The organism is Streptomyces sp. NPDC006544 (assembly GCF_040611715.1).
Lineage (GTDB): Bacteria > Actinomycetota > Actinomycetes > Streptomycetales > Streptomycetaceae > Streptomyces.
In genome coordinates, this window is record NZ_JBEXOV010000053.1 from 20,396 (window position 1) to 38,436 (window position 18,041).

Below are 18,041 nucleotides of genomic sequence, written 5' to 3' on the forward strand. Positions count from 1 at the left end.
CCAGGTGGAGAGCTCTGCGCTGGTGGCGTCGAAGACGCTCAGGCTGGTGATCAGGTAGACACGCTCGATGGTCAGTTTGCCGGTGCTCATCTCGCGCCGCCACCTGACCACTTGGATCGCCTGGCGGACGCCGGGGTAGTCGAGGTGGGCGAACGCGGCGGCCTTGAGCCGGCGGATCTCGTCGCGGTGATGGGCCCGGGCACGGGTTCGGTGCCCGAGCGGGATGTCCTTCCAGGGCAGCTTCCTGACCTGTTCGTGCAGGCCGGGATGGTTCTTCTTGGCGACAGCCAGGTAGTGGGCACCGCGGCTTGTCAGGTAGGTGCCGTGACCGCGCTGAGTGTGCAGTGCATCGGTGGTCGGCACAGCATCCGCCAGGTCCAGGGGGTCCAGCAGGGGCTGGAACGAGGGGATCTCGTTGCTTATGGAGGCGACCTGCCGCTGGGCCAGGACCACGCCGTGGTGCTCCATCGCGGCCAGCAGCCCGATCGCCGCGGCGGTCCTGGTGCGCGAGCCGCGGACCACCTTGCCGTCGACCGCGATGACACGTCGCACCGGCCGCTCCCCCTGCCGGCAAGGGCCCAGGTGCCGCCCTGGCCTGCAGGTATGCGCTGATCGCCGTGTCCAGTGCGTCACCGTCGACGCGTTGCAGCAGACGCCGCACGGTGGCAGGGTGCTTGCCGCTGCAGAAGGGCCGGTTGGCGGCGATCCGGTCGATCGGCAGCAAGGTGCCGTCGAGGATGACGTACGCCTTCCCGGCCGCGGCGCGGACTGCCTCGGCCAGGGTGGGGGCGAGCGCAGTCAGCAGCTCGACGGCCTCGACCACGTACCGGTAGGCGGTGGTGGTGCCGACTCCGAACCCGGCCGCGAGCTGGGCGTAGGTGTGCCCGCACCGCAGATGGGCGAGGCGAGCAGCGCCTGGCGTCCAGCGGTCAGGCGCCGCCATCGGGTCCCGCGCTCGTTGCGCCGAGCGCGCAGCTGCTGGGACAGCAGGCGCAGGGCCGAGGTGGACACGTCAATGCCGGACGGGTGGACAAGCACATGAAGCCCCTGGTGGAGACGGTTCTCTTGGTCGAAAACTCATCTACCAGGGGCTTCAGCCGCCTGTCAGCCCAACTGCCCAATCCACCCAGCAGGTTGGAAGAGGCTGATTGGGTGCCGTTGGAGGCAAAGGCGTCAGGTTCGGATTTCGTCGGCAGGAAGCGCGTGGCGCCTGGATCTGCCGAGCGCTCGTGTCGCCGTCACAGTCGACCGACGGCTACCCCCATGGTGTCGCCGGCGCCGACGGTGATGGGGGTCACGGCGTTAGTTGCGGTGTTGATCGCGAACACGGTTCCCTGAGGTGTCCCGTTGCCGTAGGAGCCGACCACGTAGGCGCTCTTGCCGTCGGGGGTGAAGGCCACCTCCGTGGGACGGAAGTACCTGCCTGACCCGGTGTCCGGCGGGATGTCGCCGATGGGGATGGTCTTGGTGACCTTGTCGGTGGTCAGGTTGATCACCGACACCTTGCCCTGCCTGATCTTGTTGTCGACGCCGACCACGTAGGCCCGCTTGCCGTTGGGACTGATCGTCAGCCCGCCCGTGCCGGCACCGGGGATGGTGCGGACGATCTTCTGCTTCACGAGGTTGACCACCGAGACGGTGCCGCTGCTCCCGGTCACGTAAAGGCGCTTGCCGTCAGGGGTGACCGCCATGCCGTTGGCCGCTTCGTTGAGGCGGATGGTGGCGATGACCTGGTTGTCGGCGGTGTTGATCACGGACAGGCTGCCCTTGCTGTCGGCCACGTAGAGGCGCTTGCCGCCGGGATTGATCACCACCTGGTCGGGCCTGCTGGTCTTGATGGTGGCAGAGACCTGGTTGGTGGCGGTGTCGATCACCGACACCTTGTCCCCGTCGAAGGGGTTCTGCACGGCCACGTAGACGTGCTTGCCGTCCGGGGCGATCGCTTCCCCGTAGAGGAGGTCGGGAGAGAGTTCGTCCTTGTCGAAGGGGATGTCCGTGACGCTCTTCTTGGCGATGTTGACCGCCGACACGTACTTGAAGGCGTTGGTCACGTAAAGACTGGCGCCGTCGGGGGTGACCGCGACCTGCTCGGGGCCGCCGCCGACGGCGGTGGTCCCGAGCCCCTGGACCTTGTTGGTCCTCGTGTCGATCGGGTACACGTGGCCGTCGAGGCTGGTGACGTAGGCGTAGACCTGCCGTTGCGGCTTCCGCGGGTGCGGGGCGGCCGTGGCAGGCGCAGGTGCCAGGAGCACCAGCCCTAACGTGATGGCTACCGCGACGGTTCGCCGTACAGCGGATCGCTGAAAGTGCACGTGGACCTCCGGATCGACGTGATGGTCTCTCGTGCCACCCGGTGTACCGCCGCGACTGACCAGCCGTCAGCGGATCTGTACGTCAGTCACCCGGAAGAGTGCCAGCCTGCGCAGCACGCGACGCGGGATGGCACTGGGCCTTCGACCGTCACCCGGAGTCGCACACCGGCGGAAGCGAACAGCCGCCTACCTCCCCGCCCAGCCCGGTCAGTTCGAAGCCCCCGGATCCGATTCGCGGAACTGCACAGACGAGCCTACGAGAGCCGTGTGCGCCGGGCACCGGTCTCCGGCGCGGCAGTCACCCTGACCCACCTGCATCTCCGCCCGTGCGAACTCGCAGTCCTCCTGCACCTGCTCGAGTGCGCCGAAAACGCCTACCCCGGTGCTCTCACCAGGCTTTGCTGGCCGGCGACCTCAGGCCCCCGCGCGGGCGGGCCCCCGGAAGCCGCGGAAGCACCAGCGGGCCCTCCAGGAAGCGGAGCGCCACATGCAGACACCCGGATCACCAGCCTCGTCCAGGCCGTCCTCACCCTGCATCTGACCAGCTCGGAGTGAGGATGGAAAAGGCTCAAGGTGCCGTCGGATGGGCAGGCCGCTGATGTCCGCTGGGCGACGCCAAGGCCTCCGGCCTCAAAGACGACGTCCGTCACCTGGCGCTCGCCGGCTACAACGCCGGCTGGGGCGCCGTCCTTCGCTTCGGCGGCGTCCCGCCCAAGTCCTTCTCCGAGGGCCAGACCTACAACTACGTCATCAACATCATGAAGATGATGCAGGACTACGAGGGCGCTCCCCTGCTGAACGTGGGCGGCAGCGGGGTCGGCTCACAGATGCTGCGTCGGGCCGCCGCTCGGACCGGCACCCCGTACGCCTACGGCGGCGGCAGCCCAGCCGGTCCCGGCCCGGGCTCCTGCGACGACGGCAACGGATACGTGCGCGGGCGCTGCGCGGACTCTTCCACCGTCGGCTTCGACTGCAGCAGCCTGGTCCAGTACGCCTACTGGCCGCACACCCAGCTCCCCCGCACCGCCGCCGCACAGTACAAGGCCACAGCCCACCGACCCGTCTCCCGCGGCGAACTCCGTCCCGGCGACCTGCTCTTCTGGCCACCGGAACGGGTCCATCTACCACGTCGGCCTCTACGCAGGCGGCGACCGGGTCCTCCACGCCCCCCGCACCGGCCGCCAGGTCGAGGTCGTCCCGCTCGACCCGGCGATGCTGGCCGCGGACTACCGAGGCCACCCAGGTGTAGTCACGTGAAAACACGCTGGGTGAGGCAGCAAGCGTCACGCAAGCTATCCAGCGAGGGAAGCAAAGGCTGCGGTGATCACGGCTGCCAGGGTGAGCGTGGCAGCAAATACAGCCCCAGCGCGGGTGACTGCCGCCGGGTAGGTGGCTCCATCACGTCGGGCAAGGTAACCGCCAGCGACACCGGCCAAAACTGCAACCAGAACGACAACGGCGGTGGTGAGCAAGATCAGGGGCAGGTGCCCAGCCATCGTGTACTCCTCTTCAGCGGAATGAAGTTGCTGTCTGCCGCCGAATCTGGCGGTGGGAGTGTTCGCCAGGGTTCACGCATACGAGGATGAACATCATTGAACGCTGCAGGAGGGAAGGGGAGCAGCGCTTGAGCGAGCAGATCTCAGAGGTACAGCAGGCCGCCCTCAACGCCTTACGCCAACGACTTCAGGAAGGGTTCGCGACCTGGGGGCGGACCGTGGAACTACTGGCCAGCCGCGCAGAACTTGGCAGGACGGTCGTTTCCCGGGCGCTCAACGCCAAGCCGGACAACATCCCGTCCACCCGGACTCTCAGCAAGCTGGGCAAGGTTCTTGGACTGGACGTTCAGGAACTGCTGGACCTGCGGAGCAGGGCGACGAGCGAGCCGGAGGCGCCTGGAGTGGGAAAGCTGATCACGGACTGGGACCCACACGACCTTGAAGTACATCCCGCCGCAGATCTCCCCCAACCGGACACGTGGACGGCGGTCGCCCCTGGGCGAGGCTCACTCCCCAGATACGTGGCGCGAGCCCACGACCAAGTGCTCGCCGACACCGTGACCGCGGCGGTGGCCGGGCGCAGTGGGATGGTGGTGCTAGTAGGCCCGTCCTCCACCGGTAAAACCCGCGCATGCTGGGAAGCCGTGCAGCCGCTGGCCGATGCCGAATGGCGGCTATGGCACCCGTTTGACCCCACCAGGGCTGACGCGGCGCTCATGGACCTGGAACGCGTGAGTTCACGCACCGTGGTGTGGCTGAACGAGGCCCAGCACTACCTCGGGGCCGCTTCGGATGGCACTGGCGAACGGATCGCCGCCGCCCTGCACACCTTGCTCACCGATCCCGCCCGTAGCCCGGTTCTCGTACTGGGAACACTCTGGCCCGAGTACGAGCGCAACTACATGGCTTCCCCGCGCCCTGGAAGTCCGGACCCACACACGCGTGTGCGGGAGCTGCTGACGGGCCGGCTTCACACCGTCCCCGACAGCTTCGACGAAGACGCTCTCACCCAAGCTGAGTCCTTTGCCGCGGCAGGCGACCGACACCTTGCAGACGCGCTGCCGCGCATCCGCAAGGGACGCCTGACCCAGCACCTCGCCGGCGCCCCTGAGCTGCTCCGCTGCTACAAAAGGGCCACTCCGGCCGCGCGCGCGATACTGCGCACCGCCATGGACGCGCGGCGTCTCGGCGCCGGACTGCACCTACCGCTGAGCTTCCTCACGGACGCCGCCATCGGCTATCTCGACGACGACGAGCACAACGTCCTCCCCGACAGCTGGTGTGACAAGGCCCTGGACGAGCTCACCCGCCCGGTACACGGCGGTCTAGCCCCTCTGGGCCAAGTCCGTGCCCGTGTCACCGACCAGCGGCCTGGCTCGCCAGTCGCCCTGCCTGTACCGCAGCCGGCGATGTACCAGCTGGCTGACTACCTGGAACAGCATGGCCAAGACGAACTCCGACGTCTGTGCCCGCCCGCCTCCTACTGGCGCGCTGCGCACACGCACCTCACGGGTCCGGATGACCTTGCTCGCCTAGCCGAATCCGCGCTGAAACGCCATCGCCTCCAGTGGTCCTACCACCTCCACGTACGGGCCGCCGACCGCGGCAATGTCGAGTCCCTGTACAAGCTCTCCGTGATCCGGGAGATCATGGGAGACACAGAAGGAGCGGACCGCCTGCTGCGAGAAGCCGCCGCCAGCAACAGCGCCGAAGCCCTGGTAGCACTTTCCCGAGCCCGCGAGGAAGCCGGACATCACCAGGAAGCCGAGCACCTCGCTCAACAGGCAGCGGTCCTCGGGAATCCGCACGGGCTGACCCACTTGACCCGTATGTGGGAACAGGCAGGACGCCACCAGAACGCGGGAAACGTCGCACGTGAAGCAGCCGTCCACGGGGACACTTTTGGCCTGACACACCTGGCCGAAGAGCGATACAAAGCCGGGCATCCTGAAGAGGCGGAGCGGTTCGCCCAGGAAGCAGCAGCTTACGGAGACCCTTATGGCCTGACGCAACTGGCCAGACTCCGTGAGGAAGCCGGGCATGGCGAAGATGCAGAACGGCTCGCGAGACAAGCAGCCGCCAACGGGGACACACATTCCGTGGCATTTCTTTCCCAACTTCTCGATGGGCTAGGGAATCACCAAGAGGCCGAACGCCTCGCCCGTCAGGCAGCAGCCCTGGGAAACAGCGACGGACTGGCATCTCTTTCGAGGAGAGGAATCCGGACAGCCTCGCGAAGCGGAACGGCTCGCACAACTAGCAAATGGGCCCCGAGATTCATACGTTCTGACATATCTCTCCGTCATGCGGGCCATAGCGGGGAAGCATCAGGAAGCCGAACGCCTCGCGCAACAAACAGCCACACTCGGAAATGCCTATGCTCTGGGGTTCCTTGCCGAAATTCTAGAGAGATCCGGACAACACCAGGAAGCCGAACGCCTCGCGCAACAAGCAGCCGCCAACGGGCACCCGGATGGCCTGGGGAAACTGTCCATCATTCGCGATCAGGCAGGACAGCACCGTGACGCCGAACGCCTCGCACAACAAGCAGCCACACTCGGAGGCAGTCAATTCATGGCTCACCTGGCCGGAAACCGGGAAAAGTCAGAGCAGCACGAAGAAGCGAAGCGTCTCTCACGAGACGCGGCTGCTCATGGAGACTTTGTCACCCTGGCCTATCTATCCAAGATGTGGATGAAGGCCGGGCAAGTAAACGAAGCAAAAAGCTACGCACGTCAGCTTCTTGATGTCGGCTTACACCCCCACGTTTCCCCCAAGGCGACACTATCTGACATCGCCTGCCAATTTTGGCCTCACGGCTTGAATCCCGATGGAACACCCACCCCGCCTTGGTAATCTCGCACTTACGCCTCCCCGCACCGTAAATCACCGGCAAGGTCCTGGCCGGGGGCTGCCACTCGTCGGGGCCTTGGTCGCCCTTGGCCCGGTTCGTTGCCGCCGACACAGCCAGCAGCTGGGGGCGGGTGAGGTCGCTCGCAAATTCCTTGCGGCGCTCGGCCGTCCAGGAACCGGCCCCCGAACGCCAGGCATTCGCCGGCAGACCACGAAGACGACCTGCGCGGAAGGTCCGCCCGCGCAGGTCGTCTTCGCGGTCCACGCTCAGGAGACAACCCGGAGGGGTAAGTAATGGAATTGGGGGCGAACCCGGAAAGGGTTCGCATAGAAATTGAGGCACGGGATCCCTACCGCATCATGTGGCTCGCCGGTGGACGCCAAGTCGACCTGACACAGCACTGCCTGAAGACCTTCGCGGAGTGCGACAGGCCAGCCGTGGACCATCGACTCCGGCGGCAGACACTGCTGCTGCCGGCGGACAATCCGCCGACGGCCTGGTACCTGTGCGCTCTCCCGATCCCGTGGGACCGGGGCAGGAACGCGCACCTCGGCTTCGAGCATGCGCCAGGCCAGGAGTGGGAGGGGGACGCTCTCGTGCCAGGCTTGGCGTGCGGCTCAAGAACGCGCGGCCGCTCACCGGCTGGGGCGAGCACTCCATCCCCGCTAGTGAACCGCTCCGGCAGGCTCGACTGTTTCGGACTTGCCGAAACTGGCAGTTCGGATGGTGGCTGAAGCAGAATTGTAACGTCCCGGCAGCGCCCACAGGGGCGTCGCAGCTGGAGGAACAGCCGGGTCCTACGCAGCTGACCTTCAGGGATTAGCTTGCGAGCATTTTAAGACAGCGGCTGAAATGCACCCTTGAAGGGCAGTCCAGCGGCCGTTAAATTTACCTGGCCGCCGGACTGCTGTCCGCGGCCACAAGGTGAAGTACACAAGGAGCAACGCATGCGGCGAAAGCACCAAACCTGCCGCTGACTCGTGAATCGCGGGCCAGCGGGGTTTGACATTGGCTTGGTTGCCCATCCGGGCACCTCCGAGGGAGACGTATGCCCTCAGGCGGAACACCAAGCCACCCCGCTCGCGTATCCGAGGAGTGCACCTTGCTGGACCGTTTGATCGAGCTCATGTCCCAGACCCGGACCCTCCGCTCCGTGCTGGACTTCTGCACCACCGTCGTGCGCCTGCTGCCCGCGTTGGTCGTGGTGGTCGCCCTCATCCCGTCGTTCTTCCTCTTCGCGTTCATCTCCGCCAGCGCGCGCAGGTCGGTCCTGGAGATCGTGGACCGCCTCACGAAGTGGACGCTCGCCCGCTAGCAGCTCGCAGCCCCGCCGCCGCCCTCCGATACAGGATCATGGAAGGGCGGCGCGGGGGTTTCGAGGAGCTGCGCACATGGGCCGCCCCAACCGGGCCGCACGGGCCGCCATCACCCAGCGGCGTACCGACGCCATCGACCTCAAGCTGGCCGGGGTCGACTGGCTGACCATCGGCCGCAAGCTCGCCGCGGATCCCGCGAGCAACAGCGACCGGATCGCCTACCCGCAGGGGTACGGCATCGAGGCGTACCGACGCGGCGCCGAGCCGCCGAGCGACAGCCGCCTGATCGAACTCGCCTGCAAAGACGTGTCGAAGGCACTCGCGGAGCGCAGCACCGTACTGGACGAGAGCACCGATGAGCTGCGCAAGCTCATGGCAGAACGGCTGGAGCGGCTGTTCTTCGGCGTGTACCGCTCGGCGATCCGAACCGGTGACCTCGCCGCCGTGGACCGCGCAGTGCGCATCATCGAGCGCAGCAGCCACCTCCTCGGTCTGAACCGCCCTGTCCGCACGGAGATCACCGGCGCCGACGGCGGCGCCGTACAGGTGAAGACCACAGGTCTCGATGAGCTAGAACGGCTGATCGCGCTGGCCGGCGACTCCGGATCCGAGGATGGGGAGGGCTGACGAGTCTGCGGTTCTCCAGCTGTACCGCACGCTGCCCGCGTCGCGCCGCCGTGAGATCGCCGCAGCCTCCACACCACAGCCCCGTGCCCGCCTTGCCCAGATCGAGCGGGGCCTGGCGATGGACCGGTCTCCCGGCGCGATGGCGGCGATCCTTCCTCCTCCACGGCCCGAACCGCAGCGGCGATGTGAGCGGTCCAGGACTCCTCGACGCTCTTGAGGTCCGGGTCCCGACGCAGGGCCCGCGCCTGCGCAGGGTCCTGTACCCGCGTGAAGTCGGAGCTCGCGCGGCCCGCCGCCGAGACCGCCATGCCCGCGGCCACCGCGTCGTCCCACGCCGATTCCACTTTCTTCTTCAGGTCGGCGAAGCCGGTGTGCGCGTCCGTCAGAAGCTGGGCTACAGCCTTCGCCTCCGTCTGCGCGGACCCGTACTCCCGCCGTGTCGTCGCGAACCTGGTGTGAGCGGCCTCGACGCTGAACCCGAACCAGTTCTGGCCGAAAGTGATCTTCTGGACCGTCTCCCCGTAGCGCTTTTCCACCTTCGACAGATCAACGGCCACGGACTGCCATTTCTCCGCAGCCGTCGTCAGGACGCCGAGATCGGTCGTCATGACTTCCTGGTACGTCAACACGCGCCCGCCCCCCTACAGCCCGTCAGGCTTCGACTTCGGACCCAGCGCACGGAGCCCATCACCCGTCTGCACGTCCTTCTGCACGAACATCCCCAAGGCAGCGCGCAGGGAGGCTTTCTCACCGCTCAGACGTCCCATGAGCATCTGGACCTGCCGGCCCCACATCTCCGACACCTTCTTCAGGCCGGACGCCGTCTCCCAGCCGTCAAGGGTTCGTGCCGCCGCGTTCGTGAGCTCTTTCGCACCGTCCGCGGCCTTCTTGGTACTGGGCTCCAACTCGGTCTCGACGGTATTCGCCGCCGCGGTCTTCTCCGCCGGCGACGAGCCGAACAAGCTGCCCCCGCCTCCCGGAGCAACCAGGCCAGGCGGTACACCGTCTACGCCGTTCAATCTGGTACCGGTGCTGGCCGGATCTTCCGCCATCCCAAACCCCTCCCCCTCTTCCCCTTTTGGATCAGAAGCCCACACCTGCCAAGGGTTCCCCGATCTGGCCGCGGCCACCAGCCAGCTGCCCGACGGCCTGGTCCTCGACGGCGGGTTCGTCGTCTGGGACACCGCAGCCGGCCACCGGTCCTTCGACGCCCTCCAGCGCCGGACCGCCGCCCGCAGGCGTACCGCGGCCGCGCTCGCCGCGAAGACCCCGGCGTCTGTCCGCCCGCGCAGCACAGAACACCGCCATGAGGGAAGCCCTGGTAGACCTGCCGCCCATGGTCATCGCCGACCTGCTCGGCATCCACGCCAAGACTGCCGAACGCTGGGCCGCCCCCGCCGACGGGAACACGTCCGAATATTTGGCAGCGAGACGGGGCGCCCCGCAGGGCTAGGAGTGTGGGTCAGTAAACAACTCCTGCAATGCCGCGCCTCGTGGTGCAGTGCGGCTGCCGACCGTTGCTCTTGAAACAGTGTGGCTGCCGGGCAGTCGTGATGCGACAATCCGTCCGCAACTTGATCCACATCTGCGTCCCGGAGGTACGCATGGACATCGCCTCGCTGCTGCCGTTGGCCACGTCCCGCTTGTCGCTGCGTCTGTTCACTCCCGGCGACGCCGACGACCTGTACGCCTACCAGAGCCTGCCGAGCGTGGCGCGCTACTTGTACCGGCCGGCGCACACGCGTGAGCGCAGCCAGCAAGTTGCTGCCGAGCGTGCGGCGCAGACGGCTTGGCGCGCCGACGGGGACAAGCTGTCGCTCGCTGTCTGCCGACGAGATGAGCCCGGCGTCCTTGGCGAGGTGAGCCTCCGCCTGGCCGATGCCCGCGCCGCCCAGGCCGAGATCGGCTGGACTCTCGACCCAGGCCACGAGGGGCACGGCTACGCGACCGAGGCGGCCGCGGCGCTGGCCGAGTTTGCCTTCGACACGCTGGGCGTGCACCGGCTCTACGCACGGCTGGATGTGGAGAACACCGGGTCTGTGCGGGTCTGTGAGCGCCTCGGGATGCGCCGGGAGGCGCACCTGGTCGAGAACGACCTCGACGGGGATCGCTGGGGCAGCGAGTACATCTACGCGGCGCTGTCCGCGGATCTTGACAATCGATCAGGCGATTGAGTCCGATGCTGCCAGGCTGGTTCTTCGGCTCTGGCATCGTGTGCCTGATCTGACGTCGTCGCAGGTAGCACCCGTTGCGGCAGGAGCCTTACATCTTGTCACCGCCGGCGTGACCAGATCGGGCGCGGGGGTGCTCGCCCTGTGGGCGAATACTGCAATTCTCGAAAACCGACACTCCACCAGTGACGCAGAAACACCACCGAGGCGATACGCCCGGCGTTCGCCGCCGGGCGTATCTGGCTTGCGGATCGGCTATCGACGCTGCGGGTCCGTGGCAGCCAGTACCGCGTCGGCCTGGTCCCGAGCGCGCTGCAGGTCGGCTTCACAAGTGCACCTTGTGTCGTCTGCCCGTGCCGAGATATCCGCGGCCCCCGACGGACAGCTTCTTCCGGATCCCGGGCGAGCTTCCCGCAGGCCGCTGCGGCGACCGGCACACCGCCCAGTCCCACGAGCGCGTCATGCACCCCGGTCTGCAGCCAGTCGGCCTGGTTGTCGTCAGCCCCGGCAACCGCGAGAGCGATAAGCCTTATGGCAGCGACCGTCCCCACCCGGGCCAGGGCCTCTGCCGTCTGCCGGGTCACCGCCGTGTCCTCCACATCCAGCAGCAGTCCGACCAGCGTTTCCGCAGCCTCAGGAACATCAGCGAAGGAAGCAAGGTCACGCCCGGCACGAACACGTTGCGTCCACGAAGGAGACGACGCCTCAGCCAAGGCCTCCTCCAACCCACTCGTCATCTCTGGCACGACCAGACAGTCTCTGAGCTTGTTCCGCTTTGACGGACACCGTTGGTGTGTTGGTCAGGCCGCCAAGGCGGTTTCGTATTCGGCGGGACTGCGGTAGCCGAGGCTGCTGTGGAGCCGTCGCAAGTTGTACCAGCTTTCGATCCACTCGAATATGGCGGTGTGGGCGGCGGTCCTCGTGGGCCAGGGGTGGGTGTCGCCCAGCTCGTTCCTCAGGGTGGAGAAGAACGATTCCGCGAGCGCGTTGTCCCAGCACTGACCGGTGCGGCCGACGGACAGCCTGATGTCGAACTGCAAGGCCAGGGCGGCTAGTTCACGGCTGGTGTATTGGCAGCCTCGGTCGGAGTGGAAGATCACCGGGCCGGACGGGCGGCGGGTGTGGCAGGCGGCCTCGAGGGCGTCGGCGACGAGTTCGGTTCGCAGGTGGTCGGCGGTGGCCCAGCCGACGACGCAGCGGGAGGCGATGTCGATGACGGTGGCCAGGTAGAGCCAGCCCTCGTCGGTGGCGATATAGGTGATGTCGCCGCACCAGCGCGTGTCGACCGCTGCCGGGTCGGGCCGAAAGTCGCGGAGGACCAGGTCAGGACGCGTGGCGGCCTGGGGGTCGGGGATGGTGGTGCGGTGCCGTCGACGACGGTGGCGGCCGGCGAGTCCGGCTTGCCGCATCAGGCGGGCCACCCGCCTGCGGCCGCAGCCAGCGCCCTCGCGCTTGAGGACGGCGTGAATGCGCGGGGATCCGTAGGTTCCGCGTGACTGCTGGTGCACGGTGGTGATCCGCTCGGTCAGCTCAGCGTCTCGCGCCGTGCGGGGACCCGGAGCGCCAGTGCGGCGGGCGTAGTAGGCGGTTCGGGAGACCTCGAGGAGTTCACACGCCTTCTTGACGCTGTGACCTGCAGTTTTCTCCGCCTCGATGAACGGGTGCACGTTCACCGGGTCTCCGTCGCGAAGAAAGCCGTCGCACGCTTGAGGACCTCTACGTCCTCCCGCAGCCTGCGGTTCTCGCGCCGCAGAACCGCCAGCTCCTCGCGCTCGCCGCTGGTCAGACCGTCCCGATCGCCCGCATCGACCTCGGCCTGACGCACCCAGCTCCGCACCGCGGTCTCGGTCAGGTCGAAGTCCTTGGCCACCTGGCCGACCGAACGGTCACCACGCCGGCACAGACCGACGATCTCAGCCTTGAACTCCGCCGTGAACGAGCGTCGAGGACGCACCTTCTTCTTCCCCATGCTCTCCATGATGGACATCATCCTTCCGGGGCCCAAGCCCCTTATCTCGGATGTCCGTCAAAGCGAAGCAAGCCCACTCATGGCCACAGAGAAGATCGAACCCCGGGCAGAAGCTGCCCACACGCTTGACGAGAACATAGAGGCACCTCCCCTTGGTTCTGATCACGAAGTCCGAACCATCACACGGCATCATTCAGGGATGATCACTATTCATCTGAAGTACGAGATAGACGCTGACAAGCTTGAGGATTTCGAAGAGTACGGTCGCCGCTGGGTCCGGCTCGTCAACCGTTTCGGCGGGACGCACCACGGCTACTTCCTGCCGAGTGAGGGCGACAGCGACATCGCCTACGCCCTCTTCTCCTTTCCCAGCCTGGCCGCGTACGAGCAGTACCGCACGGACAGCATGTCCGACGCGGAGTGCCAGGAAGCGTTCGAACTGGCTCGCGACACCGGCTGCATCAAGCGGTACGAGCGCCGCTTCCTCCGGCCGCTCGACGGCCTGTCCTAGGTGTATTGCCCTGTGAGGTCGGGGACGCGGCTGGCGGGGTGGTTTGCCCTTGAGGGCGGTGTGTCCGACGTGGTGATTGTAGGTGAGCAGCCACTGGGGGAATGCGTCGCGTCGTTCCTGTTCTGACCGGTAAGGGCGGGCGTAGACCCACTCCTCCAGCAGGGTGCGGTTGAGGCGTTCGACCTTGCCGTTGCTCTGGGGCTGGTAGGGCCGGGTTCGCTTGGCGCGATCCCGGCCGCCGCCAGCAGATCGCGCCAGGCGTGCGACTTGTAGCAGGAGCCGTTGTCGGTCAGCACGCGTTCGACGGTGATCCCGACGCTGGCGTAGTAGGCCTGCGCCCTGCTCCAGAAGGCGGTGGCGGTTCCCTTCTTCTCGTCGGGCAGGATCTCGCTGCAGGCGAAGCGGGAGTGGTCGTCGACGGCGGTGTGGATGTACTGGTAGCCCAGACGGGGCCGTTTCCTGCGGCCGGCCCGGCGGCCCAGGACCTTGTGGCCGCGGCCGTCTGGGATGTTCCCGAGCTTCTTGATGTCGACGTGGACCAGCTCGCCGGGCCGGTCGCGTTCGTAGCGGCGTATGACACGGCCGGTGGCCCGGTCCAGATGGGTCAGACGGGCCAGGGCGAACCGTGTCAGGACCCGGTGCACCGTCGAGGGCACGAACCGCAGGTGGTGGACGATGCGGGCCGGTCTCCACCGCCGCAGGACCCTGACCTTGACGATCCGCCGCTCGGTGCGGGTCGCCGTCCGTCGCGGGCTGTGGTGCGGGCGGGAGGAGTGGTCGCTCATGCCGGCCTCACCGCGGGACCGGTAGCGGGTGGCCCAGCTTTCTGCGGTGGTGGGTGAGACCTGGAAGCGTTCGGCGGCACGGCGCAGTGGCCAGCCGTCCTCGACCACGCAGCGGGCCAGACGCAGGCGTCCGGTCTCGGTCAGGGCTCGGTGCAGGCATCGTCTGCACTCCTCTCATGAGACCCATCTGACCCTCTGTCACCACTTCCCGCATCTCGGGGGAACCTCAGGGCCAGACCTGGGGGTTCTTACCACCGCGTACCCCGCCTTCAGGCGCCCCTCGATGTCGCTGCCCGCTCTCTGTCGCCCATGCCTCGACCGCCTCGTGGACGACATCGACCTGATGGCCCCAGGCCTTGAAGGCCGCCGTCCCCTCCGCGTGGGCGTACACCGACCAGCCGCCCTCCGCCGAGGGCCGCCTACGACGATCCTGGACCTCCCGCACCCACGCGGTGTCAGAACGCTTCGGGAGCCGGATCAACGCGTCGGTCAGTTCGATAGCAGCCACGGCCGGAGCCTGGAGCCCGACTCTGACAACGCCGGTGGTCGTCGCGCCTCCGGCTACTGGTCTAGAGCGGGCGAGTGACGTCGTCGAACCCGGGCAGGTGTAGTTCATGGACACACTGAAGGGCTGGGAGCGGGCGATCGAGCGGGCCGAGCAGGTACTGGTGGAGAAGCTGTTCGGGAGTGATGCGATGGAGGTAGAGGTGGTCGAGGTGCTGCTGCGGACGTGCGACGAGCAGGCCGTCGTGTGCAGCTCCCAGCGCACGGTGGTGCCGAACGTGTACACCGTCGAGCTGCCTTCGCCCGTGTACGCCGAGATCGGCCCGCACCTCACCGTCGTGGGGCAGGAGCTGACCGACCGGTTGGAGCGCCACGGCGAGCGCGAGGGCTACGAATGGGCCGGGCCGCTCACGGTGCGGCTCGACGAGGCCGAACAGGTCCCCAACGGCCGCTACCAAGTCCGCTGTGCCCCCATGACACACATCACCTCCGCACCACTGAGCGCTCCGAACGCGTAACCCGGCGGTCCTGCCGCCCCCGTTGGGTTCGCTCTGTCACCATTACGAACGCCTCGTGGGGCGGTCGGCCTACTGGCGGGCCACGGTCCTGTTTGACGGCGAGTTGGGAAGCAAGCACCCACACCTCGGCGGCCTGGGCAGCGCCAGCCGGGCCTTGGCTCCCTCCGGTGCGCGGCGGCGTCCAGGAGCAGCGGCAGCAGCTGATCGACCTGCCTGGCGGGCCGCCGCTCAGAGAACACCCTCAGCCCCGCCGACCCCACCTAACGCGCCCCAGGTCGCGGTTGGGGCCTCCGCGCGGCGGCCCTCGGACCGGGGGCGCCGCGCGGAGGCCCGGGGGCAGGGCTTAGATTCGGCCGCGTGACCGTACCTGCCGTCTTCTTCTGGATCCTGCTGGCCCTCGCGGCCGTACTTCTCCTCCACGCCGCCCGGGCGCTGCCGCGCGCGCTCCGGGCCGAGCCCGGCGCCCGGACCGACCCATGGCTGACCTTCGCCGACAACGTGCTGTCGCTCCCGCTCACCGTCGCCCTCGCGCTGGGCGCGATGGAGGCGGCGTTCTACGCGACGCTCCTGCTGGGCCCCGTCGCCACCTGGAGCCTGGTTCGCTCCTTCCGCTCCACCGCCGCGTCGAAGGCGGCCTAACGGCTGGTGGCTGGCTGCCTTTGACCTCACCCACCAGACCGGGGTCGCGCCGCCGGCCGCGAAGGACCAGGGCGAGGTGACGGCGTGCCTCGGCGTGCAGGTGCCGCCGGTGGAAGCGGCCGCCGCCGTTCATCACGAACACCACCGCCGCGACATCCACGGCCGCCAAGGCGACGTCGACGATCACGGAGACCCGGGCCCGGATCGCCGCGGCTGCGGCGCGGGCGCGCTCGAGGAGCGAGTTGATGACGTCGGCGGCCACCTGGAGGTGTTGATCGCGCTCTGCTTTCTCTCGGCGCGTAGTTGCGCGAGGGGGCGGGGCCCCCGCGCCCGTGTACCCGGACACAGCACCCACCCCGCGCAGCCCTGCAGGAACACCCCCACGAGCGCCCCGAACGCGACCCGCGGCTGCCTGCCCGACATCACCACTGCATCGTCCCTCCGTTGCGCGATTCTCCTACATGGGAACGATGGGACACCCCGGGCCCCGCGTGACCGCACTGCCCGCCGAGCCCGCCCTCTAGCCCGCGTGACCGCCACGCCTACATGTGGGGTTGGCCGTAGTACCGGCCGAACCGCTCCAGATAGTTGGACTCGCCGGCCTGCTTGGCCTCGTCGTACTCCGGGGCGTCCTTGATCTGGTCCTTCGTCCGGTCGACGTAGACCTTCTCCCCGATCATGTCGATGCGCTCGATGGTCCCAGCCGGCAGCAGCACACGCTTGCCGAAGATCCACGCCCCGGTGTCCACGACCAGGTAGGAGGCTCCGACATCCTCGGAATGCTTATCGATCTTGCCGATGCTCCCGTCGGTGGCCTCGACCTTGTAGCCGACGATGTCGGTGCCCTTCAGGTATCCCGCACGAGGGTGGTAGCCCCAGATGTCGAACTCGCTCACAGCGACGCCTTTCGGTTGTCCATGACTACGGACAACCTGACCAGATCGCACCGAACGCAAAACCCAGGCACGGGAAAGCCACTCCGCTGCCTGCCGCTCACGCTCTCCCGACCGCGACGGCGTCCCTACCGCCGGGCGCGGCAGCAGGACATCGACGGGGTTGGTCCGTATTCCCCGTCCCGGAACTGTGGACGGTCACGCAATTCCCCGGCCCGACGGTCACGTAATTCCCCAGGTGCTCGTGGTGGGGACGCCTGGTGGGTCGCGGGTCAGTCCCACCAGAGCACGACGAGCAGGTGGCGCTTGGCTGCGTCGAGGTAGAAGTTGCGCAAGGCGTTGAAGTGCTCCAGCAGGTACGCCCTCAGACCGCCGGTGATGGGGCCGCCCATCTGGCCGATCGAGGATTCGGCGTCACGCTCGTCGGCCGGCAGGGCGGCGAGAAGGACGGGCATGTAGATCTGGCCGAGCAGTTCGGAGACGCGCGCCACTTCAGAGACGCCCAGGCCGGTTGGGGTGGCCCCGAAGGGGGCTATGGCGTGTGGGTGAGTGTTAAGGAAGCCCAGGTCAAGAGCAGTGTCGCCGTCGGTGGAACGGCGCAGAGCATCGAGAAGGACCTCTTCAAGCCCGGCCACCTCGCCGACGCGTTTCAGCAGCGCCGGTGCCCAGTCCAGGTCCAGGATGTCGGACGCCGGTGGATCCCAGTGGGGATCGTGGTCCGATGACGCGGCGGCGGACTGACGGCATGCGGCGAGAAGCCCCTCGGGGATGCGGGCGAGCTGCTGGGTAACGGCCATGACGGCAGTATGCCTGCCGCGCCTACCGGATTTCGGGCTGCAGGCTCAGAGCTGCCCACGGTCGCCGCCCCCATGGGGACTCGTGACCGCCGGGGTGGGGAATTACGTGACGCTCAGATCCCGAAGCCTGGGGAAATACGTGACCGCTCACAAACGAGTTCGCCCACGGCCATGGCATGCGACGCTGCCGCTACCGAGGCCAGAGCAAAGCCCACATTCAACACGTCCTGACCGCGATCGCCGTCAACATCGAGCGACCCAGCGGACTACCGTCGGCCGAAGGAGCCCCTCCGCCCCGACAACCGACGGCCTTCCAGAACTACCTCGACCAGCACAAGATCCCCCGGCTCACAAGATCCCCCGGCTCACCTCCTGGCGAACCCTCGGCAGATGAACTCGACGCCTCCAAGATCCCCGACAGAGTCAAGCTCAGGGCCAGGCGCAGCCCACGGGCGCCGGTGGTAATACCTTGCACACAGGCCAGATGGTCTCCTCCGGTGGCTGTGGCAGTCACCAGCTCTACGGCCCGGCATCTGGCTCTGCGCGGTCGCGGAGTCCGGCCCGGGCATGGAGCCGGGACCGGACGATGGGTGCGATGTCCATGGGCGGCACCGTACTGAGTCCACTGGTCGCACCCTTGGGCGCTTCG

Annotated in this window: 18 protein-coding genes and 6 pseudogenes; 11 read left to right on the plus strand and 13 right to left on the minus strand. The window is 67.5% G+C overall.

All coding sequences use genetic code 11. From position 1 onward, the window contains the following. Nucleotides 1-48: 48 nt before the first annotated feature. The 3 genes and pseudogenes from ABZY44_RS23290 to ABZY44_RS23300 all read right to left on the minus strand — a co-directional run. Nucleotides 49-633: pseudogene (locus tag ABZY44_RS23290) on the minus strand (ISAs1 family transposase); the annotation flags it as partial. A gap of 37 nt (nucleotides 634-670) precedes the next feature. After that, nucleotides 671-1,038: pseudogene (locus ABZY44_RS23295) on the minus strand (transposase family protein); the annotation flags it as partial. 200 nt (nucleotides 1,039-1,238) lie between these two features. Further along, nucleotides 1,239-2,252: a YncE family protein gene (locus tag ABZY44_RS23300; protein WP_356656815.1), complete on the minus strand. Its 1,014-nt coding sequence runs from the start codon at nucleotides 2,250-2,252 to the stop codon at nucleotides 1,239-1,241. A gap of 887 nt (nucleotides 2,253-3,139) precedes the next feature. Here ABZY44_RS23300 and ABZY44_RS23305 point away from each other — a divergent pair. Further along, a complete protein-coding gene (locus ABZY44_RS23305; protein ID WP_356656878.1) occupies nucleotides 3,140-3,898 on the plus strand; it encodes an NlpC/P60 family protein in 759 nt (252 codons plus the stop codon). Nucleotides 3,899-5,340: 1,442 nt separating this feature from the next. On the opposite strand, the gene ABZY44_RS23310 is transcribed toward ABZY44_RS23305, so the two are convergent. Continuing rightward, nucleotides 5,341-5,628, minus strand: a complete 288-nt coding sequence (locus ABZY44_RS23310; RefSeq protein WP_356656817.1) for a hypothetical protein — start codon at nucleotides 5,626-5,628, stop codon at nucleotides 5,341-5,343. Nucleotides 5,629-6,112: 484 nt separating this feature from the next. Between ABZY44_RS23310 and ABZY44_RS23315 the strand changes: the two genes are divergently transcribed. Further along, nucleotides 6,113-6,664: a hypothetical protein gene (locus ABZY44_RS23315; protein WP_356656882.1), complete on the plus strand. Its 552-nt coding sequence runs from the start codon at nucleotides 6,113-6,115 to the stop codon at nucleotides 6,662-6,664. A gap of 43 nt (nucleotides 6,665-6,707) precedes the next feature. Here ABZY44_RS23315 and ABZY44_RS23320 read toward each other — a convergent pair. Next, nucleotides 6,708-6,863: pseudogene (locus ABZY44_RS23320) on the minus strand (HNH endonuclease); the annotation flags it as partial. Nucleotides 6,864-7,764: 901 nt separating this feature from the next. On the opposite strand from ABZY44_RS23320, the gene ABZY44_RS23325 reads away from it, so the two are divergent. The 3 genes from ABZY44_RS23325 to ABZY44_RS23335 all read left to right on the plus strand — a co-directional run bounded on the left by ABZY44_RS23325 (nucleotide 7,765) and on the right by ABZY44_RS23335 (nucleotide 9,064). Further along, nucleotides 7,765-7,977, plus strand: coding sequence for a hypothetical protein (locus tag ABZY44_RS23325; protein ID WP_356656819.1), 213 nt, complete (start codon nucleotides 7,765-7,767; stop codon nucleotides 7,975-7,977). A gap of 76 nt (nucleotides 7,978-8,053) precedes the next feature. Next, complete coding sequence (locus tag ABZY44_RS23330) at nucleotides 8,054-8,605, plus strand: hypothetical protein (protein ID WP_356656821.1); 552 nt, start codon at nucleotides 8,054-8,056, stop codon at nucleotides 8,603-8,605. Between the two features lie 267 nt (nucleotides 8,606-8,872). Beyond that, a complete protein-coding gene (locus tag ABZY44_RS23335) occupies nucleotides 8,873-9,064 on the plus strand; it encodes a hypothetical protein (protein ID WP_356656823.1) in 192 nt (63 codons plus the stop codon). A gap of 182 nt (nucleotides 9,065-9,246) precedes the next feature. Here ABZY44_RS23335 and ABZY44_RS23340 read toward each other — a convergent pair whose 3' ends face one another. Then, on the minus strand, nucleotides 9,247-9,657 hold the full coding sequence (locus ABZY44_RS23340; RefSeq protein ID WP_356656825.1) for a hypothetical protein: 411 nt from the start codon (nucleotides 9,655-9,657) through the stop codon (nucleotides 9,247-9,249). A gap of 254 nt (nucleotides 9,658-9,911) precedes the next feature. Between ABZY44_RS23340 and ABZY44_RS23345 the strand changes: the two genes are divergently transcribed. Both ABZY44_RS23345 and ABZY44_RS23350 read left to right on the plus strand, forming a co-directional pair. Continuing rightward, the gene (locus tag ABZY44_RS23345; RefSeq protein ID WP_356656827.1) at nucleotides 9,912-10,058 is read left to right on the plus strand and encodes a hypothetical protein; all 147 of its coding nucleotides are present in this window, start codon (nucleotides 9,912-9,914) and stop codon (nucleotides 10,056-10,058) included. A gap of 151 nt (nucleotides 10,059-10,209) precedes the next feature. After that, nucleotides 10,210-10,779, plus strand: coding sequence for a GNAT family N-acetyltransferase (locus tag ABZY44_RS23350; protein WP_356656829.1), 570 nt, complete (start codon nucleotides 10,210-10,212; stop codon nucleotides 10,777-10,779). A 16-nt stretch (nucleotides 10,780-10,795) separates the two neighbouring features. Here the strand turns inward: ABZY44_RS23350 and ABZY44_RS23355 are convergent. The 3 genes and pseudogenes from ABZY44_RS23355 to ABZY44_RS23365 all read right to left on the minus strand — a co-directional run. After that, a pseudogene (locus tag ABZY44_RS23355) lies at nucleotides 10,796-10,882 on the minus strand (IS5/IS1182 family transposase); the annotation flags it as partial. 694 nt (nucleotides 10,883-11,576) lie between these two features. Next, entirely contained in the window at nucleotides 11,577-12,449 is an 873-nt protein-coding gene (locus ABZY44_RS23360) for an IS3 family transposase (protein ID WP_356656831.1), read from the minus strand. After that, nucleotides 12,446-12,745 carry a transposase gene (locus tag ABZY44_RS23365; RefSeq protein WP_356656833.1) on the minus strand — a complete coding sequence of 100 codons (300 nt, stop codon included), beginning with the start codon at nucleotides 12,743-12,745 and terminating at the stop codon, nucleotides 12,446-12,448. Before ABZY44_RS23365 ends, ABZY44_RS23360 begins: the two co-directional genes overlap by 4 nt. Before the next feature lie 199 nt (nucleotides 12,746-12,944). Here ABZY44_RS23365 and ABZY44_RS23370 point away from each other — a divergent pair, with 199 nt between their 5' ends. Continuing rightward, nucleotides 12,945-13,256: an NIPSNAP family protein gene (locus ABZY44_RS23370; protein WP_356656835.1), complete on the plus strand. Its 312-nt coding sequence runs from the start codon at nucleotides 12,945-12,947 to the stop codon at nucleotides 13,254-13,256. Here ABZY44_RS23370 and ABZY44_RS23375 read toward each other — a convergent pair. Both ABZY44_RS23375 and ABZY44_RS23380 read right to left on the minus strand, forming a co-directional pair. Beyond that, nucleotides 13,253-14,197: pseudogene (locus tag ABZY44_RS23375) on the minus strand (IS481 family transposase). The gene ABZY44_RS23370 and the pseudogene ABZY44_RS23375 sit on opposite strands and share 4 nt — an antisense overlap. A gap of 70 nt (nucleotides 14,198-14,267) precedes the next feature. Then, nucleotides 14,268-14,549, minus strand: coding sequence for a hypothetical protein (locus ABZY44_RS23380; protein ID WP_356656837.1), 282 nt, complete (start codon nucleotides 14,547-14,549; stop codon nucleotides 14,268-14,270). A gap of 106 nt (nucleotides 14,550-14,655) precedes the next feature. On the opposite strand from ABZY44_RS23380, the gene ABZY44_RS23385 reads away from it, so the two are divergent. Together ABZY44_RS23385 and ABZY44_RS23390 are read left to right on the plus strand one after the other, a co-directional pair. Then, entirely contained in the window at nucleotides 14,656-15,063 is a 408-nt protein-coding gene (locus ABZY44_RS23385; RefSeq protein ID WP_356656839.1) for a DUF3662 domain-containing protein, read from the plus strand. A 357-nt stretch (nucleotides 15,064-15,420) separates the two neighbouring features. Further along, the gene (locus ABZY44_RS23390) at nucleotides 15,421-15,702 is read left to right on the plus strand and encodes a hypothetical protein (RefSeq protein WP_356656841.1); all 282 of its coding nucleotides are present in this window, start codon (nucleotides 15,421-15,423) and stop codon (nucleotides 15,700-15,702) included. A gap of 542 nt (nucleotides 15,703-16,244) precedes the next feature. Here ABZY44_RS23390 and ABZY44_RS23395 read toward each other — a convergent pair. Both ABZY44_RS23395 and ABZY44_RS23400 read right to left on the minus strand, forming a co-directional pair. Continuing rightward, nucleotides 16,245-16,598, minus strand: coding sequence for a PRC-barrel domain-containing protein (locus ABZY44_RS23395; RefSeq protein ID WP_356656843.1), 354 nt, complete (start codon nucleotides 16,596-16,598; stop codon nucleotides 16,245-16,247). Between the two features lie 269 nt (nucleotides 16,599-16,867). After that, a complete protein-coding gene (locus ABZY44_RS23400; protein ID WP_356656845.1) occupies nucleotides 16,868-17,392 on the minus strand; it encodes a DUF1877 domain-containing protein in 525 nt (174 codons plus the stop codon). A 170-nt stretch (nucleotides 17,393-17,562) separates the two neighbouring features. Here ABZY44_RS23400 and ABZY44_RS23405 point away from each other — a divergent pair. After that, nucleotides 17,563-18,012, plus strand: a pseudogene (locus ABZY44_RS23405) (transposase); the annotation flags it as partial. Nucleotides 18,013-18,041: the final 29 nt, after the last annotated feature.

Excerpts from the sequence above, each read along its gene's own strand:
- ABZY44_RS23305 (WP_356656878.1), top strand. The coding sequence starts at position 3,140 with ATGCTGCGTCGGGCCGCCGCTCGGACCGGCACCCCGTACGCCTACGGC.
- ABZY44_RS23315 (WP_356656882.1), top strand. The coding sequence starts at position 6,113 with ATGCGGGCCATAGCGGGGAAGCATCAGGAAGCCGAACGCCTCGCGCAA.
- ABZY44_RS23330 (WP_356656821.1), top strand. The coding sequence starts at position 8,054 with ATGGGCCGCCCCAACCGGGCCGCACGGGCCGCCATCACCCAGCGGCGT.
- ABZY44_RS23340 (WP_356656825.1), bottom strand. The coding sequence starts at position 9,657 with ATGGCGGAAGATCCGGCCAGCACCGGTACCAGATTGAACGGCGTAGAC.
- ABZY44_RS23345 (WP_356656827.1), top strand. The coding sequence starts at position 9,912 with ATGAGGGAAGCCCTGGTAGACCTGCCGCCCATGGTCATCGCCGACCTG.
- ABZY44_RS23350 (WP_356656829.1), top strand. The coding sequence starts at position 10,210 with ATGGACATCGCCTCGCTGCTGCCGTTGGCCACGTCCCGCTTGTCGCTG.
- ABZY44_RS23365 (WP_356656833.1), bottom strand. The coding sequence starts at position 12,745 with ATGGGGAAGAAGAAGGTGCGTCCTCGACGCTCGTTCACGGCGGAGTTC.
- ABZY44_RS23370 (WP_356656835.1), top strand. The coding sequence starts at position 12,945 with ATGATCACTATTCATCTGAAGTACGAGATAGACGCTGACAAGCTTGAG.
- ABZY44_RS23385 (WP_356656839.1), top strand. The coding sequence starts at position 14,656 with ATGGACACACTGAAGGGCTGGGAGCGGGCGATCGAGCGGGCCGAGCAG.
- ABZY44_RS23400 (WP_356656845.1), bottom strand. The coding sequence starts at position 17,392 with ATGGCCGTTACCCAGCAGCTCGCCCGCATCCCCGAGGGGCTTCTCGCC.